Origin of the sequence: Comamonas sp. GB3 AK4-5, from assembly GCF_041320665.1 — a bacterium.
Classification (GTDB): domain Bacteria; phylum Pseudomonadota; class Gammaproteobacteria; order Burkholderiales; family Burkholderiaceae_C; genus Comamonas.
Window position 1 is genome coordinate 3,272,259 of the sequence record NZ_CP166730.1, and the last position, 23,164, is coordinate 3,295,422.

Below are 23,164 nucleotides of genomic sequence, written 5' to 3' on the forward strand. Positions count from 1 at the left end.
CCGCCGCAGCGGAGGCAGACCTTTTTCCATGGCGGGCAATTAATTCTTTCAGTCTATCAATATATAGAAATAAAGAATTTCAGGAATTAATAACCTCTGCCTAGAATTTCCATCAAACGGGCGGAAACCACCGCCCAACAACCAAGATGGAGACCTTGCGGAATGTTGAAATTGACGGACAAAGTGGCCCTGGTCATGGGCTGTGGCTCGGTGGCACAGGGCTGGGGCAATGGCCGCGCCATGGCGGTGTTGATGGCCCGCCAGGGCGCCAAAATCTTCGGCACCGACCTGAACCTGGCAAATGCCGAGGACACACGCCAGATCATCGAAGCCGAAGGCCATAGCGCCACCATCATGCAGTGCGACTCCACCCGGGCCGAAGCGGTGGAACAAGCCGTCAAAGCCTGCATGGCGCTGCACGGGCGCATCGACATCCTGGTCAACAACGTCGGCCTGTCCCAGCCGGGCGGCCCGGTGGACATGAGCGAAGCCACCTGGGATGCGCAGTTCGAGATCAATCTGAAGGGCGCATTCCTTGCCTGCAAGCATGTGCTGCCCATCATGCGCCAGCAGGGCACTGGCTCCGTCATCAATGTCTCGTCCGTGGCCGGCATGCGCTATGTGGGCAAGCCCCAGGTGGCCTATGCAGCGGCCAAGGCGGCGCTCATCCAGTTCACCAAGACCACGGCCGTCATCCACGCTGCCGAAGGCATACGCCTGAACTGCGTGGTACCGGGGCTGATGCAGACCCCGCTGCTGGACAACCTGGTGCAGAAATATGCGCAAGGCGACAGCGAAGGTTTTCTGGCCCGTCGCAACAACCAGGTTCCCATGAAGTACATGGGCAGCGCCTGGGACACGGCCCATGCCGCGCTGTTTTTGGCCGCCGACGAAAGCCGCTATGTGACCGGCACCGAGATTGTGGTGGACGGCGGCCTGATTGCCTGCACGCCTTAAACCTTCGCATCTGCACACCCCAGATACAGACCCAGAGCGGGCCACCACGGCCCGGGGTTCTGCCGCCCACAAAAAGACCCACAGAGTCCGGGCACGGAACCCATTTCCCCACCACCCCAAAGACCCAGGAGACAACCATGGCCTTTTTGAACCGACGCGCCTTCCACGCCGCCCTCTTCACCCTCTGCGCCGGCGCCAGCACATGGGCTGGCGCGCAAGCCTACCCCCAGCACCCCATCCGCATGATCGTGCCCTTTGCACCCGGCGGTGCCGTGGACCAGACGGCCCGCATCATCGGCACGGCGTTGGGTGACAAGCTGGGCCAGCCCATCGTCATCGAAAACCGCCCCGGTGCCGGCGGCTCCATAGGCGCCACCGAAACCGCACGCGCCAAGCCCGATGGCTATACGCTGATGCTGGCCCTGGACACCCAGGCGGCCAACTACCAGATCATGAAGGGCCTGCGCTACGACACCTTCAAGTCTTTTGACTACCTGAATCTGCTGGTGACCACGCCCCAGGTGCTGGTGGCCAAGGGCGATCTGCCGGTGAAGACTCTGGAAGACCTGATTGCCTACATCAAAGCCCACCCCGGCACCACCTATGGCACCTCGGGCCTGGCCTCGGCCGGCCATATCAACAGTGCCCAAATGGCGCTGGCCCGCAATCTCCAGACCACCCACGCGCCCTACAAGGGCGCCGCCCCCATGATCACCGATCTGCTGGGCGGGCATCTGGACTTTGCCTTTGCCGGCGTCTCCGTGCTGCACCCCCATATTCAGTCCGGCAAGGTGCGGGCGCTGGCCGTGGGCTCGTCACAGCGCTCGGCCATGCTGCCCGGCGTGCCCACCATGAGCGAATCCATTCCCGGCCTGGAATACCCCACCTGGGTCGGCCTGACCGCCCCCAGCGGCATGCCGGCCGAGGTCCGCAGCAAGATTCTGGCGGCCACCAACGAAGTCATGCGTGACCCGGACATCGTCAAGCGCTTTACCCAAAGCGGCTTCGATGTGGTGAACAGCACGCCAGAGGCATTCAAGGCCCGGCTGGAAAAAGACGCCGCCACGCTGAAAGAGCTGATCCAGAAAAAAGTGGTGACTACCGACCCCGCCTGATGCCAAGCCGCCACCTGTCTTGACCCTGACCTGCATCTCCTGCAGGCGCCAGGCAGGTGGCGCAGGTGGCACCTGCACCGTCACCGGCTTCTGCGCCTCCCAAGGCCCTCCCCTCTCTCCCCGATCCCCAGCGAGTCACATCATGTTTATTTCCGTCAACCCTTTCTCGGGCGCACAGCTCGGCCGCTATCCACTGGATACCCCACAGGCCGTTGAACAAAAGCTGCAGCAAGCGGCGCAGGCCCAGAAAGCCTGGGGGCAGACCGCGCTGCCACAGCGCTGCGCCCTGCTCGTCCAGGTGGCCCAGGTGCTACGCGCCAACCAGGCACGCTATGCGGAGATGATCAGCCTGGAGATGGGCAAGCCGCTGCAGGAAGCCGAGGCGGAAATCGAAAAATCCGCCTGGACCTGCGAGTTCTACGCCCAGGCAGCCCCGGGCTATCTGGCAGACATGCCCGTGGCCAGCAATGCGGCGGACAGCCGCGTGGTGTTCGACCCACTGGGCGTGGTGCTGGCCGTCATGCCCTGGAACTACCCCTTCTGGCAGTTCATCCGCTTTGCCGCACCGGCGCTGGCCGCCGGCAATGCGGCTCTGCTGAAGCACGCCAACAATGTGCCGCAATGCGCACTGGCCCTGGCCGAGGTCTTCGAGCAGGCCGGCGCACCCCAGGGCCTGGTGGCCACCTTGATGGTGGAGGCCGCATCGGTCGCAGGCATTCTGGCCGACCCGCGCGTGGCCGCAGTCACGCTGACCGGCTCCACCGCAGTGGGCAAGCTGGTGGCCGCACAGGCCGGCAGCCTGATGAAAAAGCAGGTGCTGGAGCTGGGTGGCTCCGACCCCTTTATCGTGCTGGCCGACGCAAATGTGGAAGCCGCCGCCGCGGCCGCGGTGAAGGCGCGCTTTTCCAACACCGGCCAAAGCTGTATTTCCGCCAAGCGCTTCATCGTCGAGGCCAGCGTGGCCGATCGCTTTGTCGCGGCTTTTTGCGCAGGCGCCAGCCAGCTCAAGCTCGGCGATCCACTGGACCGCAGCACCACCATGGGCCCGCTGGCCAGGCTGAATCTGCGTGACGATCTGCATTCTCAGGTGCAGCGCAGCGTGCAGGCCGGTGCCCGCATCGCACTGGGCGGCCATCCCGTAGACGGGCCCGGCTTTTTCTACGCCCCCACCATCCTCGACCATGTCACCCCGGACATGGCCGCCGGCATGGAAGAAACCTTTGGCCCCGTCGCCGCCGTGATCCGTGTGGCCAACGCCGAAGCCGCCATCCAGGTGGCCAATGCCACGGAGTTTGGCCTGGGCGCCGCGCTGTGGACAGCCGATATGGAGCGCGCCCAGCAACTGGCCCGCCGCATTGAAGCCGGCGCCGTGTTCATCAACGGCCTGGTGGCCTCCGACGCCCGCCTGCCCTTTGGCGGCATCAAGCAATCCGGCTATGGCCGCGAACTGGGTGAGTTTGGCATTCGCGAATTCACCAACATCAAAACCGTCTGGGCCGGCCCGGCGCGGTAAACCTTTGATGAACCAGAAATGCCAGCCGGAGTGGGCCTCAGAAGCCCAGCTGCACGTAGAACCGCGCTCCACAACGCCAACACGGCCCCACTCTGCGTTCCGAGATTCCATCACCCACCTTTACCTCCAGAGATAACACCATGATCAAAACCGCATCCAACGCCGTGCTGCTGCAAACCGCCCACATCAAAACCCATGACCGTGGCGGCGGTGCCAGCACCATGCCCCTGGTGGGCAAAAGCCAGGGGGCCACGGCCTTTATCACCGGCTACACCCAGTTTGGCGGCGGAGCCGAGATTCCCTTTCACCACCACAACGCCGAAGAAAGCGTGGTGTTGATCGAGGGCGAGGCCATCTTCGACATCGACGGTCAATCGATTCCCGTCCAAAAGGGCGATGCGACTTTCATCCCGCCCAATGTGCCCCACCGCTTTCGCAACGCCTCGGCCACCGAGCCCATGAAGATTCTGTGGATTTATGGCTCGCCCGATGCCACGCGCACCCTGGTGGACAGCGGCGACACCCGCCCCATCGCGGCGGAACACAAGAGCTGAAGCCTTTTTGGGGAGAGCCGAATGATTGTCGAGATCGCTGACTTCAAGGTCGCACCCGAGGAGCAGTCTGTTTTTTGCGAACAGCTGCAGCGCGGTGTGCGGGAGGTGCTGTCACAGGCCCGGGGCTATCTGGGCCACCGCGTGCTGGCCTGTAGCGAAACACCCAGCCGCGTGGTGCTGATGGTGGACTGGCGCAGCCTGGAAGACCACACCGTGGGCTTCAGGCAGTCACCCGCCTTTGCACAGTGGCGGGCCATCATCAGCCCCTTTTTCGCCGCCGCCCCGCAGGTGGAGCATTTTGTGCCGAGCGCAGACTAGGTTCCCGCCAGGAATTGGGCAGTACCCGTGCCTATTGCAGGCCTGCCCGTAGCAGCGCCTGCAAGCCTGGAGGCAATTGCCTAGAATCCCACCCAGCGCACCACCGCCGTGCGCCTGCGCACGAGCTGCGCAGCTCCTGTCTTTCTTTGGGCCCGGTCTGTTCTGATCCTCGGCCCCGCGCTTTCCCTGATCTTGTCTTTGTTTGCCGGTGCCGTCCCGGCAGCATGTGCTTTTTGTAGAGGCTGTCGAGCGCCCTTTGGCACTCTTCGGCGCTCTCGCACCCGACACAAGGAAAAGCACAACAATGAACACCCCCACCACGGCCGGCACCGGCCAGCCCACCGAAGTCACAGGCTATAGCTGGAAGGCCCTGGCCGGCTCGGCCGTTGGCTATGCCATGGACGGCTTTGACCTGCTGATCCTGGGCTTTATGCTCACCGCGATCTCCGCCGATCTGCAGCTCACACCCGGCCAGGCCGGCTCGCTGGTGACCTGGACGCTGATTGGCGCCGTGGCCGGCGGCATCTTCTTCGGTGCGCTGTCCGACCGCTACGGCCGCATCCGCGTGCTGACCTGGACCATCATGCTGTTCGCCGTGTTCACCGGCCTGTGTGCCTTTGCCCAGGGGTATTGGGATTTGCTGGTCTACCGCACCATTGCCGGCATCGGCCTGGGCGGTGAATTCGGCATCGGCATGGCGTTGGCGGCCGAGGCCTGGCCAGCCCGCCACCGTGCCCGCGTGTCTTCTTATGTGGCCCTGGGCTGGCAGGTGGGCGTGCTGGCCGCAGCCCTGCTGACCCCGCTGCTGCTGCCCTTGATTGGCTGGCGCGGCATGTTTTTGGTGGGCGTGATTCCCGCCGTGGTGGCCTGGGTGATTCGCAACAAGCTGCACGAGCCCGAGGTGTTCACGCGCAAGCCCGCACCCGCCAAAGGCGAGCGCTTTGCCGCCTTCAAGCTGCTGGTCAAGGACAAGGCCACCACCAAGACCAGTCTGGGTGTGATCGTGCTGACCTCGGTACAGAACTTTGGCTACTACGGCATCATGATCTGGATGCCCAGCTTTCTGTCCAAGCAGCTGGGCTTTGGCCTGACCAAGTCCGCCATGTGGACCGCCGTCACCATCGTCGGCATGATGCTGGGCATCTGGGTCTTTGGCCACCTGGCCGACCGCATAGGCCGCAAGCCCAGCTTTCTGATCTTCCAGCTGGGCTCGGTCATCATGGTGCTGCTGTATTCCCAGCTGCAAGACCCCACGGCCATGCTCTGGGCCGGCGCCGTGCTGGGCATGTTTGTCAACGGCATGATGGGAGGCTATGGCGCCGTGATGAGCGAGGCCTACCCCACCGAGGCCCGCGCCACCGCGCAAAACGTGCTGTTCAACATCGGCCGCGCCGTGGGCGGTTTTGGCCCGGTGGTGGTGGGTGCCATCGCCATGGGCTATGGCTTTCAGGTGGCGATTGCGCTGCTAGCGGCCCTCTATGTGATCGACATGATCGCCACACTGTGGTTGATCCCCGAATTAAAAGGCCGGGAACTCTCCTAAACACGGGGCAGCCGCCTCATTTGAAGGCGGCCATACAGCGCTTGATGCTTTGTTACGTGCCCTTGCCGTATAGGCATACTGTCTGCGGGCACGTGCCGCGCCTGAAGCGCTGTCTGGCCGTTGGGGTTTTGCTTTAGCGCTCACTGCGCTTTTCAAGCCCACTCCGGCAGACATCCTTTTGCAATGACCTAGCAGGCATATGCATAGAACAAATAGTTCATTGAAGCTTGGCAGCCGGGGTCAGAAAATAACGGCTTTCCCTCGCTATGACCCGCAGTGCCAACCAGCGCTGCGGCAGATGCCATGAACCAGAAACTGATTGCTGCGGCCCTGCTGCTTTCCAGCAGCGGCTGGGCACTGGCGGCGCAGCCGCTGTTGGCGCCCGCCGCCCTATCGCCTTTGCTCAAAGACCCCCAGCTGCGCGTGATCGACATCCGTGACGCCAAGGGCTTTGCCGTGGCCCATATCCCCGGTGCGGTGAATGCACCCTATGGCCAGTGGCGCGGCCCGGCCAGCAACCCCGGCGAGCTGCCGGACCAGGCCAAGCTGGTGGCCCTGGTGCAATCGCTGGGCCTGACGGCGCAAACCCACGCCGTGATCGTCTCCACCGGCAAGGACGCCACCGACTTTGGCGCCATGGCCCGCGTGTACTGGACGCTCAAATCCCTGGGCTTGACCGAGCTGTCCATCGTCAACGGCGGCATGCAGGCCTGGGATGCGGCCAAGCTGCCCACCACCAGCACACCGGTGCAAGTCGCTCCCAGCAGCTACGCACCCCGCTTTGATGCGCGCTGGCTGGCCACGCGCGATGAGGTGCAGCAGCATGTGAAGCTGAGCAATGCGGTGCTGGTGGACTCGCGGCCCGATGCCTTCTACCAGGGCAAGACCCAGGCGCCTGCCGCCAAACTGGCCGGCACCCTGCCCAGCGCCGTGCAGCTGGACTTCAACCAATGGTTTGTGCCCGGCAGCTCCACTTTTGTGGAGACGGCCCAGGCCAAGCGGGTGGCGGCCCGCATACAGCACGGCCCGGACATGGTGGCCTTTTGCAACACCGGCCACTGGGCCGCCACCGACTGGTTTGGCCTGAGCGAGGTGGCCGGTCTGCCAAATGTGCGGCTGTACGCCGGCTCCATGGTGGACTGGACCCAATCCCCCGATATGCCCGCCATGCAAAACATGCCCGGCCGGGGCGAGCAGCTGCTGCGCGCCACCAAGCAGTGGTGGGAAAAAAAGCTGAACTGAGCCTGCGCACCATTTCATAAAAAAGTGAGCTTTCCAAGCGCATGCAGCGCCAACTTCAAGCATAAAACACCTTGAAGCACCGGCTGCAAGCACACAGGCTGCTCCTGCTTTTCAATATTCGCCTTTGCTATGAAACGACTTCCCTTGGCCGCCTTGATGGCTATTTTCTTTGCCTGGCTGCTGTGGACCGTGTCCCTGCGCCAGGCCGCGCTGTTTGCCGTGGGCATAGGCCTGGGCGCCGTACTGGCGGGCCAGCGTTTTGGCTTTACCACCGGCTGGCGCATGCTGGTGGAAGACAAGGACCCCTCCGGCGTCTTCGGCCAGCTCCTGCTGCTGGCCCTGGCCGCCGCCATGGCCATGCCGCTGCTGGGCCACTTCCCTGAGCTGACGGCCGCGCTTGGCCCACCCAGCATCAGCCTGCTGGTGGGCGCTTTTGTGTTTGGCCTGTGCATGCAGATCGCGGATGGCTGCGGCAGCGGCACGCTGTACAAGGCCGGCATGGGCATTCCCATGAACTCTGCCATCCTGCCGCTGTTTGCCATCGGCAGCTTCATGGGCAGCCTGCACCTGGGCTGGTGGCTGGACCTGGGCCGCACCGCCCCCGTGGGCCTGGTCACGGCCTGGGGCTGGGAGCGGGCCCTGGCCGCCACGCTGGCAGGCCTTGCCGTGATTGCCGTGGGCGTGGGCCTGTACTGCAAGCGCGCCCAGTTACAGGCCGGCCGCACACCAAAACCTTTGTTCGTGCGCAAATGGGTGCTGGGCGCCGTGCTGCTGGCCCTGCTGGCCACCGTGAACCTGGTGGTGGCCGGCCAGCCCTGGGGCGTGGTCTATGGCTTTGGCCTGTGGGCAGCAAAAATCGCCAACGCCACGGGCACGGTCGATCTGACCAGCAACTGGTTCTGGAGCCAGCCCGGCAATGCGGCCCGGCTCTCCGAGACCGTGCTGCTGGATGTAACCAGCATCACCAACATCGGCATTCTGGCCGGCGCGCTGTGGGTCAGCGCCGGCAAGCCCGCCGCCGCCAAGCCCTTGACGGGCAAGCAATGGGCCGTGGCCCTGGTGGCCGGCCTGGTGCTGGGTTACAGCTCACGCCTGGCTTTTGGCTGCAATGTGGGCGCCATGTTCTCGGGCATTTCCACCGGCTCCATCCATGGCTGGATCTGGGTGCCTCTGGCCTTTGCCGGCACCATCTTTGGCCTGCGCATACGCCGCCATTTCGGCTTTTAAAACAAGGAAAATGCCATGACACAGCCCACCCTTTTGCGCTCGGCTTTCTGGATCGTTCTGGTCGCTTTCATTGCCTGGGACTACGGCCACTCCAAGCCCGTGGACCTGCGCTTTGAAGCGCCCTTGATTGCGGCGGGCTCCGGCCAGGCCGCGCAAGGCGGCCACTGCTCCATGCCGGACTGATACGGTTTTTTCTTCAACCGTCTGACGCGACTGCGGTCGTCCCTCAGCCCATGCCCAGCCCCGCACGCGGGGCTTTTTTCATGCCCCTACCAAGGCACGTGAGCAGCTGCCGGCCCCGGGTGCGAGGGGAAGTGCGGCAGCACTTCTTCGGCCAGCTCCTGAATCACCTCGGTCACCGGCCGCGGCGAAAACTGAATGCCCAGGGCCGCGTGGTTGACGCCCGCCGCCTGCCATTCCTGCAGCAAAGCCAACAGCCCCTTGCGCCCGGTGCGCAGCACAAAGCCGCCACGCAGCGGCGTGCGCGGATGGTCCGGGTCATCCACCAGGTCCAGCCATTCATTGGTCATGTGCGGACGGAAACCGCCATCGGGAATCCGCTCGCGCCAGGCGCGGATTTTCTCGGCCAGATGCCGGGGGCCTTGCGGGGTATGGGTGGCCTGTGGGTAGGTGAGCCAGCCATCGGCATATTCGGCCAGCCAGTCCAGTGACTGCCCCGATGCACCGGTGACCATCAGAGGGATCGCACCGGTCACGGGCTTGGGCAATAGCTCGGCCTGCTGAAAGCGCCCCAGCGGCGAATCAATGGACAGGCTGCCGCCCTGCATGAGCTGGCGAAAATACGCCACGGTCTGCGCAAACCGTGCGCCGCGCTCCCCATGCTCCAGGCCGTAGGCAGGAAATTCCACAGGCCTGTCACCCGAGGCAATGCCCATCACCAGGCGTCCACCCGAGAGCTGGTCTATGGTGCTCGCGGCCTTGGCCAGGTCGATGGGGTGGCGCAGCGAGAACACCGCACTGCCGGTGGCCAGCGCCACCTGCCGGGTCCTGGCGGCCAGAAAAGCCAGATAGGTGAAGGGGTCGAAGACCTGGCCGGCATCGCCGAACTGGGGGTCGAACAAGGGCACGTCGCGCACCCAGACTGCGGCAAAACCCCGTTGGTCTATGGTTTCGACCAGCTGCGCCTGGCCGGCCAGCACGCCCATATCGCCTTCAAAAAAGCGCAGGGGCAGAAAAATCCCCAGGGTCAGCCGGTCGGGGGCAAACATGCGCCGGTAGCCGGGGTGGTTGTGGAATGCAGAAAACGGCGCGCCCTTGGGGGCCGCAGACAGGTGTGGGTGGTTCATGGCGGCTCTCTTCATGCGCCGGTGGCCGGCTCGGGCAAGACCACGCCACGGCGCACGGCCGGCCGCTGGGCAATGCGCGCATGCCAGGCGCTGAGATGCACATGGCCGCTGAAGTCGAAATCGATGATGCGGGCGATATGCATCCAGCCGAAGTGGGCGATATCGGCAATGGAGTAGTCCGCACCGGCCAGGTAGGGACGGCCATCGGCCAGATGGCGGTCAAGCACGGCCCAGGCCTGCTCCGTCAGCTCACGGTAGCGTGCGATGGCCGCTGTATTGCCCGGGTTGGCAAACAGCTCGAAATGCACGCGCTGGCCCATGATGGGCCCCACGCTGGAGGCATGAAACTGCAGCCATTTGACGGCCTCCCAACGGCCTGCCGGATGCGGCGGCAACAGGCGACCGGTCTTCTCTGCCAGATACAGCAGGATGGCCGCCGACTCGAACAAGGTGATGCCGCTGTCTTCATCGCGGATGACGGGGATGCGGCCATGCGGGTTCAGGGCCAGAAAATCCGGCTGCCGGTGCGCCCCATCGGCAATGCGCACATGGTGCAGCTGGTAGGGCAGCGCCAGCTCTTCCAGGGCAATGCTGGCCTTGAAGCCATTGGGAGAGCTGTCGGTATAGAGGTGAATCATGGCTTTCTTTCATGCTCCAGCGTCCGCCAACAAAATAAGTCTGGCTAAATCTTCAAGACATCTGGAAAATGCATTCTGCTCACTGATACCTTATAAGAGAAACGATTAAATCTTTCTCATAAATTTAGAAAATCTAAACCATGAACCCCGTCTTCCCCTTGCTGGCCCTGCGCGCTTTCACGGAGGTCGGGCGACACGGCAGCATCAAGCATGCCGCCGAGGCCCTGGGCGTGACCTCGGGCGCCGTCAGCCAGCAGATACGGCTGCTGGAAGAGCGTGTGGGCCTGCCGCTGTTTGTGCGCAGCCGCCAGCGCATGGGCCTGACCGAGGCTGGCGCCCGTGTGCATCCGGGCCTGGTCATGGCCTTCGACCAGATCGAGAACGCCTTGCATACGCTGGAGGCGGCGCGCGCAAGGCCGAGCATCACCATCAGCACGCAGCCTTCTTTTGCCGCATCCTGGCTGGTGCCCAGGCTGGGGCGCTTCACCCACCGGCATCCGGAGATCGAGGTCCGCGTCGAGGCCTCGTCCGCCCTGGTCGATCTGCAGCGCGAGCGGGTGGACATCGCCATACGCCATGGTCTGGGCCAGTACCCCGGCCTGCTGGCCCAGCCCTTGATGGCCCCGGTGCTGCTGCCTGTGGCCAGCCCCGGCCTGCTGGCCAGCATGGCCCCGGTCTACACCCCAGCCGACTGCCTGGCCTACCCCTTGCTCCAGGATGCCGACCGTGCCGACTGGGCGCTATGGCTGGCCGCCCATGGTGAGGCCGACGACCCGCGCGCCGAACGCGGCACGGCTTTTGAAGATGACTATTTGCTGATACGGGCGGCCGTGGCCGGCCAAGGACTGGCCCTGGTTCCCCAGGAATATGCCCACGAGGAAATCACTGCAGGCCGCCTGGTACAGGTGCTGGACAAGCCCTGGCCCGCGCGCTTTGCCTACTACCTGGTGACGCTGCCCCACGCCATGCAGCGCCCGGAGGTGCAGGCGTTTGCCGACTGGATATCCGAAGAAACGCGCAGTTCCCTGGTCTGATCGCCCTGCCTTCGCGGTTGGCGCAGCAAGCTATCGCCGCATAACAAGGCTAACACTGTCAAAAAACTGACAAGCTGATAGCACCCGCAAACTATAAAAAACAGAGCATCAAGTGCTTTACTCATAAGCATTTCAAAGATGTTTGATATGCATTCCCTATCGCACTGCACTCTTCCAGGGCTAGACCAAATGTTTCAATAAGTGAATCGACTGACAAAATTTAACAACTCTCTGCCTCACGGTCTGGTCAGCCGCTGCGCTGCCTGGTCTTTGGGTATCTCCCCCCTCAGGAAATTCGCATGAAACAAGTCAGCATCCGCGCCCGCCTGTGGCGTCTGGTGAGCGCGCTATTGGTCTTGCTGGTGGCTTCGGCCCTGGCCTTGATGTGGCAGCTGCAGGTGGCCAACCAGCGCCTGTCCACCATCTACAACGACCGGGTGCTGCCCATGCAGCAACTCAAGGTGGTGGCCGACAGCTATTCGGTCAAGCTCATCGAGGTGGCCACCAAGGTCTATGTCCAGCAAATCCTGCCCGAGCAAGGCCAGCACATGCTGGAGGAGCAGCGCGAGCGCATGGGCCAGTCCTGGGCGGCCTACCTGGCCCACCCGCTGCTGGACAGCGAAAAAGAGCTGGTGCACCGCATCGAATCGCTGAAAGAAGCCTCCCAGCCGCGCCTCAAGGAACTGGACAGCGTGCTGGCCAATTACGACATGGACCGCATGGGGGCCTTCATCGAGTACAGACTGTTCCCCACCGTGACCCCGCTGGCCAAGGCCTTTGACGAGCTGATCACCATCCAGACCGCAGAAGCCCAGACCCAGTACGAGGTGGCCCACAGCGACTATGAGCGCCTGCAGCTGATCAGCGCCGGCGTGCTGCTGGCCATTGTGGTGCTGGGCCTGGTGTCGGCGCGCCGCTTGATACGCGCCATCATCCAGCCGCTGGACCAGGCCGTGCAAATCGCCGAAACCGTGGCCCAGGGCGACCTCACGGCCCGCATAGGCGCCCACGGCAACGATGAAATCGGCCGCCTGCTGGGCGCGCTGCAGACCATGAATGGCAATCTGGCCCAGGTGGTGGGCCGCATCCGCAGCGGCAGCGAATCGATTGCCACCGGCGCCTCGCAGATCACCATGGGCAACAACGACCTGTCCCAGCGCACCGAGACCCAGGCCTCCAATCTGCAGCAGACCGCGGCCTCCATGGAGCAGCTCACCGCCACCGTGCGCCACAACACCGATGCGGCGGCCCAGGCTTCCAGCCTGGCCGTGCGCGCGGCCGACACGGCCCGCCAGGGCGGCGATGCCATGCGCCAGGTGACGGAGACCATGCAGACCATCTCCGCCAGCTCGGGCAAGATTGCCGACATCATCGGCGTCATCGACGGCATCGCCTTCCAGACCAACATCCTGGCACTCAACGCCGCCGTGGAAGCCGCACGCGCGGGCGAGCAAGGCCGTGGCTTTGCCGTGGTGGCATCGGAAGTGCGCTCCCTGGCCGGACGCAGCGCCGAAGCCGCCAAGGAAATCAAGCTGCTGATCCAGCAAAGCGTGGACCAGGTGGGCGACGGCGCCCGGCTGGTGGATGACACCGGCCACACCATCCAGGCCATCGTGGAGCAGGTGCAGCAGGTTTCGTCGCTGATCAACGAGATCAACAGCGCCAGCCAGGAGCAGGCCCGAGGCATCTCTCAGGTCAGCGACGCGGTCTCGCAGCTGGACCAGGTGACCCAGCAGAACGCCGCCCTGGTGGAGGAAAGCGCCGCTGCCGCCACCAGCCTGAACCAACAGGCCGAAACGCTGACGCAGATGGTGGCCACCTTCACCTTGAACGACTATGCCGGCATGGAGGCCATCGACGGCATGCGCGCCCCGGCCATGGCTCCTGCAACCCTGTCCGGCACAAGGCTGGGGAGCGCGGCCCTGCCTCACGCCAACACAGCACGTATTGCGGCAGAGGTCTAAACCACGCGGCCCAACCGGCCGCACACCGCACCAGGGGAGCGCCATGCGCTCCCTTTTTGCATTGGCCGCCATACCGCAGCCCACAAGCCAGAAACCTGTTTACGCCCTGGCCGGAAAGCCATGTGCCCTGGCCGCCCACGCCAGACCGCAGGCCACGGCGATCAGCGCCAGTGCCACCCAAGGCAGCAGCACAATGCCGACCGCCTGCAACAGCAGGCCACCCGCCAGACCACCTGCGGCGATCGCCAGATTCCACGCGGTGACGAGCAAGGACTGCGCCACATCGGCGCCCTCACCTGCGGCCTGGGCCGACGCGGTCTGCAGCAAAGGCGCGGCCCCACCAAAGCTCAGCCCCCACAAGGCCACGGCCAGATAGACCGCGGCCGGCCACCCGCCGGCCATGGCCAGCACCAGCACCGCCGCCGCGAAGCCCGCCAGACTCACCAGGCTGAGCCGGCGCAGCATGCGGTCAATCCACAGACCGCTGAGGCCCAGGCCCACCATGGAGGCCAGGCCAAACACCAGCAACACCTTTCCCACCTGTTCTGCCAGGCCGGCCGGCGCCACCAGCGGCATCACATAGGTGTAGAGCATGTTGTGGGCCAACACCCACAGCACCAGCACGGCCAGCACCGTGCGCACACCGGCAGTGCGCCACACCTGGCGCAGCGGCTTGCGCTGCTGCGCGGCCTGACCCGGAGAGTCTGGCACTTGCAGCGTGATCCAGGCCATCACCAGCAAAGCCAGCAGCGAGATGGCCGCAAAGCTGGCCCGCCAGCCCAGCGCGGCGCCCAGCCATGCGCCCAGTGGCACCCCCAGTGCCATGGCCAGGGGGGCCCCCACACCGGAGATGGCCAATGCCCGCCCCGCAAGATGGGGCGGCACCAGACGCCGCGCGTAACCGGCCAACATGCCCCAGATCAGGCCCGTGGCCATGCCCGCCAGCAAACGGGCCGCCAGAACCAGTCCATAGCTGCTGCTCCACGCCGTGACGCTGTTGAACACCAGAATGGCCGACAGCGCCACCAGCAGCAGCGGACGGCGACGCCAGCCCAGGGTGGCAGCCGTCAGCGGTACCGCGGCCACCAAAGCGCCCACGGCATATGCCGTGACCAACTGGCCCGCCTGGGTGGGCGTGATCTGCAGATCGGCGCTGATGGGCAGCAACATGCCGGCAGGCAGGGTTTCGGTCATCAACGCCAGAAAGCCGGCCATGGCCAGGGCCAGCAAGGCGGCCAGCGGCAGCCGGTCGGAAGTGGGCGCTACAGCAGCCGCAGAAACAGAAGCCGCCGCAGATGCCGCAGCGGTGCAGGAAGAAGGGGTCGTCATCGGGATTCCTTGCCCGCAGCCACCATGGCTGTCGGGGGTGGTTGGCAGTGTGGGCCCGGCAACATTAAAGAAAAACAGGCTACAGTTCAAAATTCTTGTGACTACCAAGTCATCAATCAAAAGAAAGACACGCCATGGAACATCTGGGCGCATTGCAGGTGTTTGTGCGGGCCGGTGAGACGCGCAGCTTCACTGCGGCGGGGCAGCAGCTGGGTATCTCGGCCTCGGCCGTCAGCAAGGCCATCGTGCGGCTGGAAGCGCGCCTGGGCGTGCGCCTGTTCCACCGCTCCACACGCACCATCCACCTGACGCCCGAGGGCACCTTGTTTCTGGAGCGCTGCCGCCGCATCCTCTGCGAAGTCGAAGCGGCAGAGGCCGAGCTGCAGCACACACAGGCCACGCCCAGCGGCCTGCTGCGTATCAGCCTGCCCTCGGTGGGGAGCTTGTTCATGCCTTTGCTGGGCGCGTTTCAGCGGCTGTACCCCGACATCACGCTGGACATCGACTATTCCGACCGGCTGGTGGATGTGATCGAGGAAGGCTTTGATGCCGTGATTCGCTCCGGCACGCCCAGCGACTCCCGCCTGACCGCGCGGCGCCTGGGCAGCTGCCGCCGCGTGCTGATTGGCAGCCCGGCCTATTTCGCCCAAACCGGCACACCCGAGCGCCCCGAGGACCTGGCCCGCCACGCCTGCCTGCTCTACCGCTTTCCCAGCACCGGCAAGCTGGATGTGTGGCCGGTGCTGCGCGGCAGCGCCCTGTCGCCCCAGGAGCTGCCGGTGGGCATGGTGACCAACACCCTGGACCCGCAGCTGAGCTTTGCCGAGCAGGGTTTTGGCATTGCCTGCCTGCCCGAGCTGGCGGTGCATGCCCCGCTGCAGCAAGGCCGGTTGGTCACGGTGCTGGACGCCTACAACCAGGAGCAGATGGTGTTTTATGTGCTGTGGCCCGCCAGCCGCCAGCTCTCGCCCAAGATCCGGGCCTTTGTGGACTTTGTCGCGGCACGGCTGTTTCGGCCTTGGCCCGAGGGCGTGGGCACGCCGGTCAGCGACAGCGGCGCCCCCGCATGAAAAAAGGGAGCGCCTCGCGCTCCCTTGCAGGTGACTGCAGCCTGATGGCTGCAGTCAGTCTCCCCGCTAGACCGATGCCGTGGGGCTGCCGCCATGCAGGGCCATGCGGCGCTCGGCCCAATGCTTGAGTGCACGCGGCACGATGAGCACGGACAGCACGATGATGATCAGCGTCAGCGACATGGGGCGCTGCAAGAAGATGGCAAAGCTGCCTTCGCCAATGGCCACCGCATTGCGCATCTGTGCCTCGGCCAGCGGGCCAAGAATCATGCCCACCACCACCGGTGCGGTGGGGAAGTCAAAGCGGCGCATCAACACACCCAGCAGGCCTATGCCATACAGCAGAAACAGATCGAAGGTGCTCTGGCGCATGCCATAGGCGCCCACGGTGGCGAAGATCAAGATGCCGGCATACAGCTGGGGGCGCGGTACTTTCAGGAGCTTGACCCACATGCCCACCATGGGCAGGTTCAGCACCAGCAGCATCACGTTGCCGATGTAAAGCGATGCAATCAGCGCCCACACCAGGGCGGCCGAGCTGGTGAACAGCTGGGGGCCGGGGTTGATGCCGTAGTTCTGGAAAGCGCCCAGCAGCACGGCCGTGGTGTTGCTGGTGGGAATGCCCAGGGTCAGCAGCGGAATCAGCGCCGCCGTCACCGTGGCATTGTTGGCGGCCTCGGGGCCGGCCACGCCTTCGATGGCGCCCTGCTTGCCGAACTCGGCCTTGTTCTCGCCCTTGGCCAGCTTTTTCTCGGTGGCATAGCTCAAAAAGGTCGGGATCTCGGTGCCGCCGGCGGGAATACAGCCAAAGGGCGTGCCGATGATGGTGCCGCGAATCCAGGCCGGCCAGGAACGCTTCCAGTCGCGTGCCGACATATGCACCCGGGTCAGCTTGTTCTGCGACTCCTCCACCTTGCCCTCGAACAGCGCCGCATACAGCACCTCGGCCACGGCAAACAGGCCCACGGCCACCAGCACGATGTCGATGCCATCGAGCAGCTCCATGCGGTCGGCCGTGTAACGGGCCGAGCCCGAGATCTGGTCCATGCCCACGCAGCCCAGGGCCAGGCCCAGGAACAGCGCCGTCATGCCGCGCAGACTGCTTTGGCCCAGCACCGCGCTCACGGTGGTGAAGGCCAGCACCATCAGCATGAAGTACTCGGGCGGGCCCAGCTTGACGGCGAAGTCAGCCACCGTGGGCGCGAACAGCGTCACGATCACCGTGGCAATCGTGCCGGCCACAAAGGAGCCTATGGCCGAGGTGGCCAGGGCCGCCCCGGCGCGGCCGCTCTTGGCCATTTTGTTGCCCTCCATGGCCGTGACCATGCTGGCCGTCTCGCCCGGGGTGTTCAGCAAAATGGAGGTGGTGGAGCCGCCATACATGGCGCCGTAGTAGATGCCGGCGAAGAAGATCATCGAGGCCGTGATCTCCACCTTGGCGGTGATGGGCAGCAGCATGGCCACGGCCACGGCCGGACCGATACCGGGCAGCACGCCCACGGCCGTGCCCAGGGCACAGCCCAGCAGCGCCCACAGCAAATTGATGGGTGTGGCGGCGGTGGCAAAGCCCGCCATCAATGCGTCAAACAGTTCCATTACAGCCACCCCGTCTCGGTCAGGCCCGGTAGATTGATGGCCAGGAATTGCGTAAAGGCCCAAAACACTGGTGCCGCAATCAAGAGGCCGACCACGGCGTCCTTGAGCAAGGTCTTGGGCGTCAGCGTATGTGCCTGGTGGGCCGCGCGGCGCAGGCCTTGCACGGCAAGGAGATAGCACAGCGTGCAGCTGATGATGAAGCCCAGGTGCTCGATCAGCCCGGCGTTCAGCAGCATGCCGGCCGACACCCAGACAAAGGCGCCGATATCGGCACGGCCCGAGCCACCGCCGGAGCCGGCATGGCGGTAGCCACCGGTTTTGGCCTCCCAGACCAGCCACAGACCGCACACGGCCAACACGGCCGCGCACAACCAGGGCACAAAGGCCGGGCCCACGCCGCCATAGCCGGCGTCGCCCGCGATATGCGAGGCACCCCAGGCCATGCCGGCAGCCAGCAGCACCACGGCAGTGCCCACAGCGGCCTGCCATTTCGCAGAAGGAATGACTCCGTCCTCCGGCGTCGAGTCGGCAGACCGCATCTCAGTGTCTGCTGCAATAGGTTTTGTCATAGATGTCTCCTGATAAGGAGGGCGCTGGAGGCGATTGGCAAGCCAACAAGCTTCTAGCGCATATGCAGAGCGCATAGACCGCTCCGCTTATGAGAGCACCGCAAGCGGTGCAAGTAAATTCAGTGAGTACAACAGGCCCTGAAACCGACGTAGCCTCGCCCCCCTATACCAGGGCTGCCGCGCAAGGGCCGCCCCGCAGCGCTGGCAGCGTCCCCCTGCCCGCGAGCGCAGCTCGCGAAGAGCGGGGGGAAGGCGCCGCAGGCGACTCAGGGGGGTGTTCAGACCATGCCGGAGCGGGTCATGGTGTCCCGCAGGCTGGCAAAGTCCTTGTCCACAAAGCTGGCAAAGGCGTCGCCGGCCAGCCATGCGGGCGTCCAGCCGTTCTTTTCCAGGGCTTCGGCCCAGGCCTTGCTCTTGGTGGCTTTTTCCACCTTGGCGATCAGCTCGTCGCGCTGGGCCTTGCTGATGCCGGGGCCGGCATACACGCCGCGCCAGTTGCCTATGGACACGTCGATGCCCTGCTCCTTGAGCGTGGACACATTGGGCAGGTCCTTGAGGCGCTCTTCCGAGGTCACGCCCACAGGCTTCATCTTGCCAGTGGCGATGTATTCGGCGAATTCGCTATAGCCGCTGCCGCCAATGGTCACATTGCCGCCCAGGATGGCGGAGATGGCTTCCCCGCCCCCACGGAAGGCCACGTGGTTGATCTTGGCCGGGTCCACACCCACGGCGCGGGCGATCATGGCGGCCGCGATGTGCTCGGTGGAGCCGCGCGAGCCACCACCCCATTTGACGGAGCCGGGGTCTTTCTTGAGCTGGGCAATCACCTCGGCCATGCTCTTGTAGGGCGAGTTGGCGGGCAGCACAAACACGTTGTATTCGCTGGTCAGGCGCGCCAGCGGCGTGGCCTGGGCCAGGGTCACCGGCGGCTTGCCGGTGATGATGCCGCCCAGCATCACAGCCCCCATCACCATCAGCGCATTGGCATCGCCCTTGCTGCCGTTGACGAACTGCGCCAGGCCGATGGCACCGGCGGCACCACCCTTGTTGTCATAGGTCACGGTCGAGGCCACGCCGGCATCGATCAAGGCCTTGCCCAGCGCGCGGCCCGTGGTGTCCCAGCCGCCGCCGGGGTTGGCCGGCAGCATCATCTTCATGGCCACGGAAGCTTGTGCCGACAGGGGCAGGCTGCTGGCGGCTGCCAGTGCCATCATGGACTTGAGAAAGGTATCGCGTCGCATGGGTGTCTCCTTCTGAATTTATGGATACGCTTCCTGGCAGACCATGCGCGGCGCGGCCCGCAGGAGGTCTGCCGATCATGCAGCGCCAGCCTGTCAAACCGCTGTCCACCAATCCCCGTGAAAACCCCAGGTCACCATGCCGCAGCGCCAGCTTGCGCGGTGCTATGGTGCTGCGCCATGCAGATACTGCTTGTCGAAGATGACCTCAGCATGCAGGCCACGCTGCAACGCGCCCTGCTGCGCCGCGGCATGCAAGTGCACCTGGTGGGGGATGGCCTGCAAGCCCTGCAGCGCTGGCAGGCCCAGCCACCCGACGCCCTGGTGCTGGACCTGAGCCTGCCCGGCCTGGACGGTCTGGAGGTGCTGGCCCAGGGCCGTGCCCTGGGGCTTGCCACGCCAGTACTGGTGCTCACCGCCCGCAGCACCGTGGGCGACCGCGTGCTGGGCCTGAATGCCGGTGCCGATGACTATCTGCCCAAACCCTTTGATCTGGATGAGCTGGAAGCGCGGCTGCGCGCCCTGTTGCGCCGTAGCAGCACGGCGACAGCCGCCCCCTCGGGCTCGGACCACAGCGTGCAGCTGGGCCATATGCGCTATGAGCGCGACAGCGGCGCTGTTTACCACCTGGGCGAGCCCATGGACTTCACGCCACGAGAACGTGCGCTGATGCAGGCGCTGCTGGCGCGCCCCGGCCAGGCCGTGGCCAAGGAGCGGCTGTATGCCCTGGTGTTTCCGGGTGAAGCCACCGTGCAGTACGAAGCCATCGAAGTGGTGGTTTACCGCCTGCGCAAAAAGCTGGCGGGCACCGGGGTGGACCTGGTGACGCTGCGCGGCCTGGGCTATTTGCTCAAGCAAAGCCAGGGCTGAAGCCATGTCCGCGCCCACGCCGCCCCCTCTTGCGCACCAGGTTCCGCCGCAGCTGGAGCGGCCGCTGCTGCTGTGGCATCGCTTGTGGCCCCCCGCGCCCTGGTCGCTGCGGCGCCAGCTGCTGGTGGGCATTTTGCTGCCCGTGGTGCTGTCCATTGGCTTCAACACCGTCAGCCTGTACCGGGAGTCGCTGCAGACACTGCACACCGCCTATGACCGCACGCTGCTGGCTTCGGCCAAAAGCATCAGCGAACAGCTGGATGTGGACGGCTATGACGAACATGCCCAGCTGCGCTCCATCGTTCCCTATTCGGCGCTGGAAATCTTTGAGGCCGACAACCAAAGCCGCATGTTCTACCGCGTCTCCACCCTGGATGGAGAGCTGGTGTCTGGCTTTGCCGAGCTGCCGTTTTGGCGCGGCCAGATTCCCATGCGCCCGCCCTATGCGGCCCTGGTGGATTTCTATGACGCCAAATTCCGTGACCAGCCCGTGCGCGTGGCCGTGCTGCTGCAACCGGTGGCCAGTGCCACGGGCCGCAGCATGGCCGTGATCCAGGTGGCAGAAACCCTGGAGCTGCGCCGCACGCTGGCCCTGCACCTGCTGGCCGATACGCTGTGGCGCCAGGCCCTGCTGGTGCTGCTGGTGGTGCTCACCGTGCTGCTGGTGGTGCAGCGGGTGACGCGCCCGGTGCGCCGCATCAGCCAGGCCATGGCTCAGCGCCCGCAGGGTGACCTCAGCCCGCTGGCCCCGCCTGCCGCACCGCGTGAGCTGCAGCCGCTGCTGGAAGCGACCAACCAGGTCATGGCCCGGCTGAGCCGGCTGCTGCAGCACCAAAAGCGCTTTGTGCGTGATGCGGCCCACCAGTTGCGCACGCCGCTGGCCGTGCTCAAGACCCAGGTGCAATCGGCTCGCCGCGGCGATATGCCGCCAGCCGAGGCTCTGGCCGAGATCGAAACCACGGTGGACCGCGCCACCCAGCTGGCCAACCAGATGCTGGCCCTGGCCAAGGTGGAGCAGCTGCGCCAGGCCCCGGCCCCAGCGGCGCCCATGGCCTGGGATGCCATCGTGCGCGAGGTGGCCCTGGACCTGGCCCCACTGGTGGCCGACAAGACCCTGGACTTTGAGCTGCAGGCCGATGCCGCGGTCTGGGTGCAGGCCCCGGCCTGGATGCTGCGCGAGCTGGTGCGCAATCTGCTGCACAACGCCATACGCCATGCGCCCGTGGGCAGCCCGCTGCGCGTGCAACTGCAGCCTGCGCCCCAGCCCTCTTCTGCCCAGGACGTCCCGTCCATGGCGCTGCTGCGCATCACCGACAGCGGCCCCGGCATCAGCGCTGAGCTGCAGCAACGACTATTCCGTCCTTTTTCAGCAGGCGACGGCCATGGCGGCTCCGGCCTGGGCTTGGCCATCTGCCATGAGATTGTTCTGGCCCTGCATGGCCACCTGCAGCTGCGCAACCGCCATGCGCCTGGCAGCGACACCATCCACGGCCTGGATGCCGAAGTGCTGCTGCCCCAGGCTTCACTTTGAACCCTCGCTGCATGCGTAGCCGCCGACATACATTCGACATACAAACCGGCCCGGGCACAGGCACAATGGCAGCCATATGAGCGATCTGCTTTCCATGCGACTGGACAAATGGCTGTGGTGTGCGCGCTTTTACAAGACGCGCAGCCTGGCTGTAGAAGAAATCGGCAAAGGCCGCGTCAGCGTCAACAATGCGCCCACCAAACCTGCACGCGAGGTACGGATTGGAGACAGCATTGCTCTGCGCCAGGGCCCGCTGCCACGCACCGTGGTGGTCAAGGCCTTGAGCGGCATGCGCGGGCCGGCCCCCATCGCCCAGCAGCTGTATGAAGAGACGGCGGAAAGCCTGGCCGAACGCCTGCGTCTGGCCGAGGAGCGTCGCCTGGCTCCCGAACCTGCCGACAGCATTGCCAGCCTGCGCGATGGCCGCCCCACCAAGCGCGACCGCCGCCAGATCGACCAGGCGCGCAGCGGCTGGGGCGATCGCTGGAGCGCATCGCTCGATGATGTTTAGCACCTGACAGCCTCGCTGCGCTTTCGCACACCACGCTCGACTTTGCATAGCAGCTTGTGCTGATCTGCTCAGCACTGCAGCGCATTTCCCCCAGAAACCCGGCGCCACCTCGGGCTGCCGCATTTCAGGTCCAATGGCCGCTGTTTTTCGGTCAGCCTGGGCGAAATGCCCTTTGAAAATTTGTGAAATCCGGTTCGATATGGACACGCACAGCACGTGCCGTGATCTGCGCCAGCGCCCTGGCGCTGCTCCCCTCCCTCCACGCCAAATCCCCACCCGCTCCCAACGCTGCTGCCATTTCTGCCGCAGCCACAGGCTTTGCCGATTGCCCGGAGTTTTTTGCCAACGGCAGGCCTCCGGCGATTGCGCCCCAGCCACGGCTGCGCGCGCTGTGCTATGACGCCTTTGCCGTGCTGCACAGCGGCAGCACCAAGACCCCGGTCTATGTAGCCCAGCGCATGAACCGCGCCCTGGTCGAGGACGCTAACGAAAAGCGCAGCAACCGCTTCTATGCCGATGCCCGTCTACCCCGCGCCGAGCGGGCCGAGCTGGACGACTACAAGCGCTCCGGCTACTCGCGCGGCCATATGGCACCGGCAGGCGACATGCCCACGGCCCAGGCCATGGCGCAAAGCTTTTCGCTGGCCAATATGGTGCCCCAGTCCATGGCACAAAACAGCGGCCCCTGGGCCCGCATCGAGCAGGACACGCGCCGCTACGCCCACCGCGCGCGGGGCGATGTCTACATCATCACCGGGCCGGTGTTCCAAGGCGAAGCCGGCACCATAGGCGCCAACCATGTGCATGTGCCTTCCCACCTGTTCAAGCTGGTTTACGACGCCCAGACCCAGCGCGCCTGGGTGCATTGGCAGGCGAATGCCGACGATGCGACGGTGACGCGCCCCATCAGCTACCAAGAGCTGGTGCGCCGCACTGGCATCGAATTTCTCCCCGGCCTGCAAGTGCATTGAATATGCCGTCTTGATGCGAAGCCTTGCGGCTTCGTGGTGCCTCGTTTGGGGGCGTCCAGACAGCGCT

22 protein-coding genes are annotated in these 23,164 nt (G+C 65.0%); 16 read left to right on the top strand and 6 right to left on the bottom strand.

Going from position 1 to position 23,164, the window contains the following annotated elements; genetic code table 11:
* Nucleotides 1–162: 162 nt before the first annotated feature.
* From ACA027_RS14800 to ACA027_RS14840, 9 genes are all read left to right on the top strand, one after another.
* Nucleotides 163–957: an SDR family NAD(P)-dependent oxidoreductase gene (locus ACA027_RS14800; RefSeq protein WP_370678964.1), complete on the top strand. Its 795-nt coding sequence runs from the start codon at nucleotides 163–165 to the stop codon at nucleotides 955–957.
* 137 nt (nucleotides 958–1,094) lie between these two features.
* Nucleotides 1,095–2,072 (top strand): Bug family tripartite tricarboxylate transporter substrate binding protein, encoded by a 978-nt coding sequence (locus ACA027_RS14805; protein ID WP_370678965.1) that lies wholly within the window; start codon nucleotides 1,095–1,097, stop codon nucleotides 2,070–2,072.
* 142 nt (nucleotides 2,073–2,214) lie between these two features.
* Entirely contained in the window at nucleotides 2,215–3,585 is a 1,371-nt protein-coding gene (locus tag ACA027_RS14810) for an NAD-dependent succinate-semialdehyde dehydrogenase (RefSeq protein WP_370678966.1), read from the top strand.
* Between the two features lie 140 nt (nucleotides 3,586–3,725).
* Nucleotides 3,726–4,139: a cupin domain-containing protein gene (locus ACA027_RS14815; protein ID WP_370678967.1), complete on the top strand. Its 414-nt coding sequence runs from the start codon at nucleotides 3,726–3,728 to the stop codon at nucleotides 4,137–4,139.
* A gap of 21 nt (nucleotides 4,140–4,160) precedes the next feature.
* Entirely contained in the window at nucleotides 4,161–4,457 is a 297-nt protein-coding gene (locus ACA027_RS14820; protein ID WP_370678968.1) for an antibiotic biosynthesis monooxygenase, read from the top strand.
* Between the two features lie 304 nt (nucleotides 4,458–4,761).
* Nucleotides 4,762–6,000, top strand: coding sequence for an MFS transporter (locus ACA027_RS14825; RefSeq protein ID WP_370678969.1), 1,239 nt, complete (start codon nucleotides 4,762–4,764; stop codon nucleotides 5,998–6,000).
* 303 nt (nucleotides 6,001–6,303) lie between these two features.
* Nucleotides 6,304–7,242, top strand: a complete 939-nt coding sequence (locus ACA027_RS14830; protein WP_370678970.1) for a sulfurtransferase — start codon at nucleotides 6,304–6,306, stop codon at nucleotides 7,240–7,242.
* A gap of 129 nt (nucleotides 7,243–7,371) precedes the next feature.
* Complete coding sequence (locus tag ACA027_RS14835) at nucleotides 7,372–8,469, top strand: YeeE/YedE thiosulfate transporter family protein (RefSeq protein ID WP_370678971.1); 1,098 nt, start codon at nucleotides 7,372–7,374, stop codon at nucleotides 8,467–8,469.
* Nucleotides 8,470–8,484: 15 nt separating this feature from the next.
* Complete coding sequence (locus tag ACA027_RS14840) at nucleotides 8,485–8,652, top strand: hypothetical protein (RefSeq protein ID WP_370678972.1); 168 nt, start codon at nucleotides 8,485–8,487, stop codon at nucleotides 8,650–8,652.
* A gap of 86 nt (nucleotides 8,653–8,738) precedes the next feature.
* Here ACA027_RS14840 and ACA027_RS14845 read toward each other — a convergent pair whose 3' ends face one another.
* Entirely contained in the window at nucleotides 8,739–9,698 is a 960-nt protein-coding gene (locus tag ACA027_RS14845) for an LLM class oxidoreductase (protein ID WP_370682595.1), read from the bottom strand.
* 89 nt (nucleotides 9,699–9,787) lie between these two features.
* Complete coding sequence (locus tag ACA027_RS14850; RefSeq protein WP_370678973.1) at nucleotides 9,788–10,414, bottom strand: glutathione S-transferase family protein; 627 nt, start codon at nucleotides 10,412–10,414, stop codon at nucleotides 9,788–9,790.
* Nucleotides 10,415–10,554: 140 nt separating this feature from the next.
* Here ACA027_RS14850 and gcvA point away from each other — a divergent pair, with 140 nt between their 5' ends.
* On the top strand, nucleotides 10,555–11,448 hold the full coding sequence (gene gcvA / locus ACA027_RS14855) for a transcriptional regulator GcvA (protein WP_370678974.1): 894 nt from the start codon (nucleotides 10,555–10,557) through the stop codon (nucleotides 11,446–11,448).
* 299 nt (nucleotides 11,449–11,747) lie between these two features.
* The gene (locus ACA027_RS14860) at nucleotides 11,748–13,412 is read left to right on the top strand and encodes a methyl-accepting chemotaxis protein (protein WP_370678975.1); all 1,665 of its coding nucleotides are present in this window, start codon (nucleotides 11,748–11,750) and stop codon (nucleotides 13,410–13,412) included.
* Between the two features lie 99 nt (nucleotides 13,413–13,511).
* Here ACA027_RS14860 and ACA027_RS14865 read toward each other — a convergent pair whose 3' ends face one another.
* A complete protein-coding gene (locus ACA027_RS14865) occupies nucleotides 13,512–14,741 on the bottom strand; it encodes an MFS transporter (protein WP_370678976.1) in 1,230 nt (409 codons plus the stop codon).
* Between the two features lie 134 nt (nucleotides 14,742–14,875).
* On the opposite strand from ACA027_RS14865, the gene ACA027_RS14870 reads away from it, so the two are divergent.
* Nucleotides 14,876–15,811: a LysR family transcriptional regulator gene (locus ACA027_RS14870; RefSeq protein WP_370678977.1), complete on the top strand. Its 936-nt coding sequence runs from the start codon at nucleotides 14,876–14,878 to the stop codon at nucleotides 15,809–15,811.
* A 66-nt stretch (nucleotides 15,812–15,877) separates the two neighbouring features.
* Here the strand turns inward: ACA027_RS14870 and ACA027_RS14875 are convergent, their stop codons facing one another.
* The 3 genes from ACA027_RS14875 to ACA027_RS14885 form a co-directional block, all read right to left on the bottom strand.
* Entirely contained in the window at nucleotides 15,878–17,407 is a 1,530-nt protein-coding gene (locus ACA027_RS14875; RefSeq protein ID WP_370678978.1) for a tripartite tricarboxylate transporter permease, read from the bottom strand.
* Complete coding sequence (locus ACA027_RS14880; RefSeq protein ID WP_370678979.1) at nucleotides 17,407–17,976, bottom strand: tripartite tricarboxylate transporter TctB family protein; 570 nt, start codon at nucleotides 17,974–17,976, stop codon at nucleotides 17,407–17,409. Before ACA027_RS14880 ends, ACA027_RS14875 begins: the two co-directional genes overlap by 1 nt.
* A gap of 278 nt (nucleotides 17,977–18,254) precedes the next feature.
* Nucleotides 18,255–19,217 (bottom strand): Bug family tripartite tricarboxylate transporter substrate binding protein, encoded by a 963-nt coding sequence (locus ACA027_RS14885; protein ID WP_370678980.1) that lies wholly within the window; start codon nucleotides 19,215–19,217, stop codon nucleotides 18,255–18,257.
* Between the two features lie 177 nt (nucleotides 19,218–19,394).
* Here ACA027_RS14885 and ACA027_RS14890 point away from each other — a divergent pair, with 177 nt between their 5' ends.
* The 4 genes from ACA027_RS14890 (at nucleotide 19,395) to ACA027_RS14905 (ending at nucleotide 23,097) form a co-directional block, all read left to right on the top strand.
* Nucleotides 19,395–20,084 carry a response regulator gene (locus ACA027_RS14890; RefSeq protein ID WP_370678981.1) on the top strand — a complete coding sequence of 230 codons (690 nt, stop codon included), beginning with the start codon at nucleotides 19,395–19,397 and terminating at the stop codon, nucleotides 20,082–20,084.
* Nucleotides 20,085–20,088: 4 nt separating this feature from the next.
* Nucleotides 20,089–21,615 (top strand): sensor histidine kinase, encoded by a 1,527-nt coding sequence (locus ACA027_RS14895; RefSeq protein ID WP_370678982.1) that lies wholly within the window; start codon nucleotides 20,089–20,091, stop codon nucleotides 21,613–21,615.
* A 76-nt stretch (nucleotides 21,616–21,691) separates the two neighbouring features.
* Nucleotides 21,692–22,126, top strand: a complete 435-nt coding sequence (locus ACA027_RS14900; RefSeq protein ID WP_370678983.1) for an RNA-binding S4 domain-containing protein — start codon at nucleotides 21,692–21,694, stop codon at nucleotides 22,124–22,126.
* Nucleotides 22,127–22,365: 239 nt separating this feature from the next.
* The gene (locus tag ACA027_RS14905) at nucleotides 22,366–23,097 is read left to right on the top strand and encodes a DNA/RNA non-specific endonuclease (RefSeq protein WP_370682596.1); all 732 of its coding nucleotides are present in this window, start codon (nucleotides 22,366–22,368) and stop codon (nucleotides 23,095–23,097) included.
* Nucleotides 23,098–23,164: the final 67 nt, after the last annotated feature.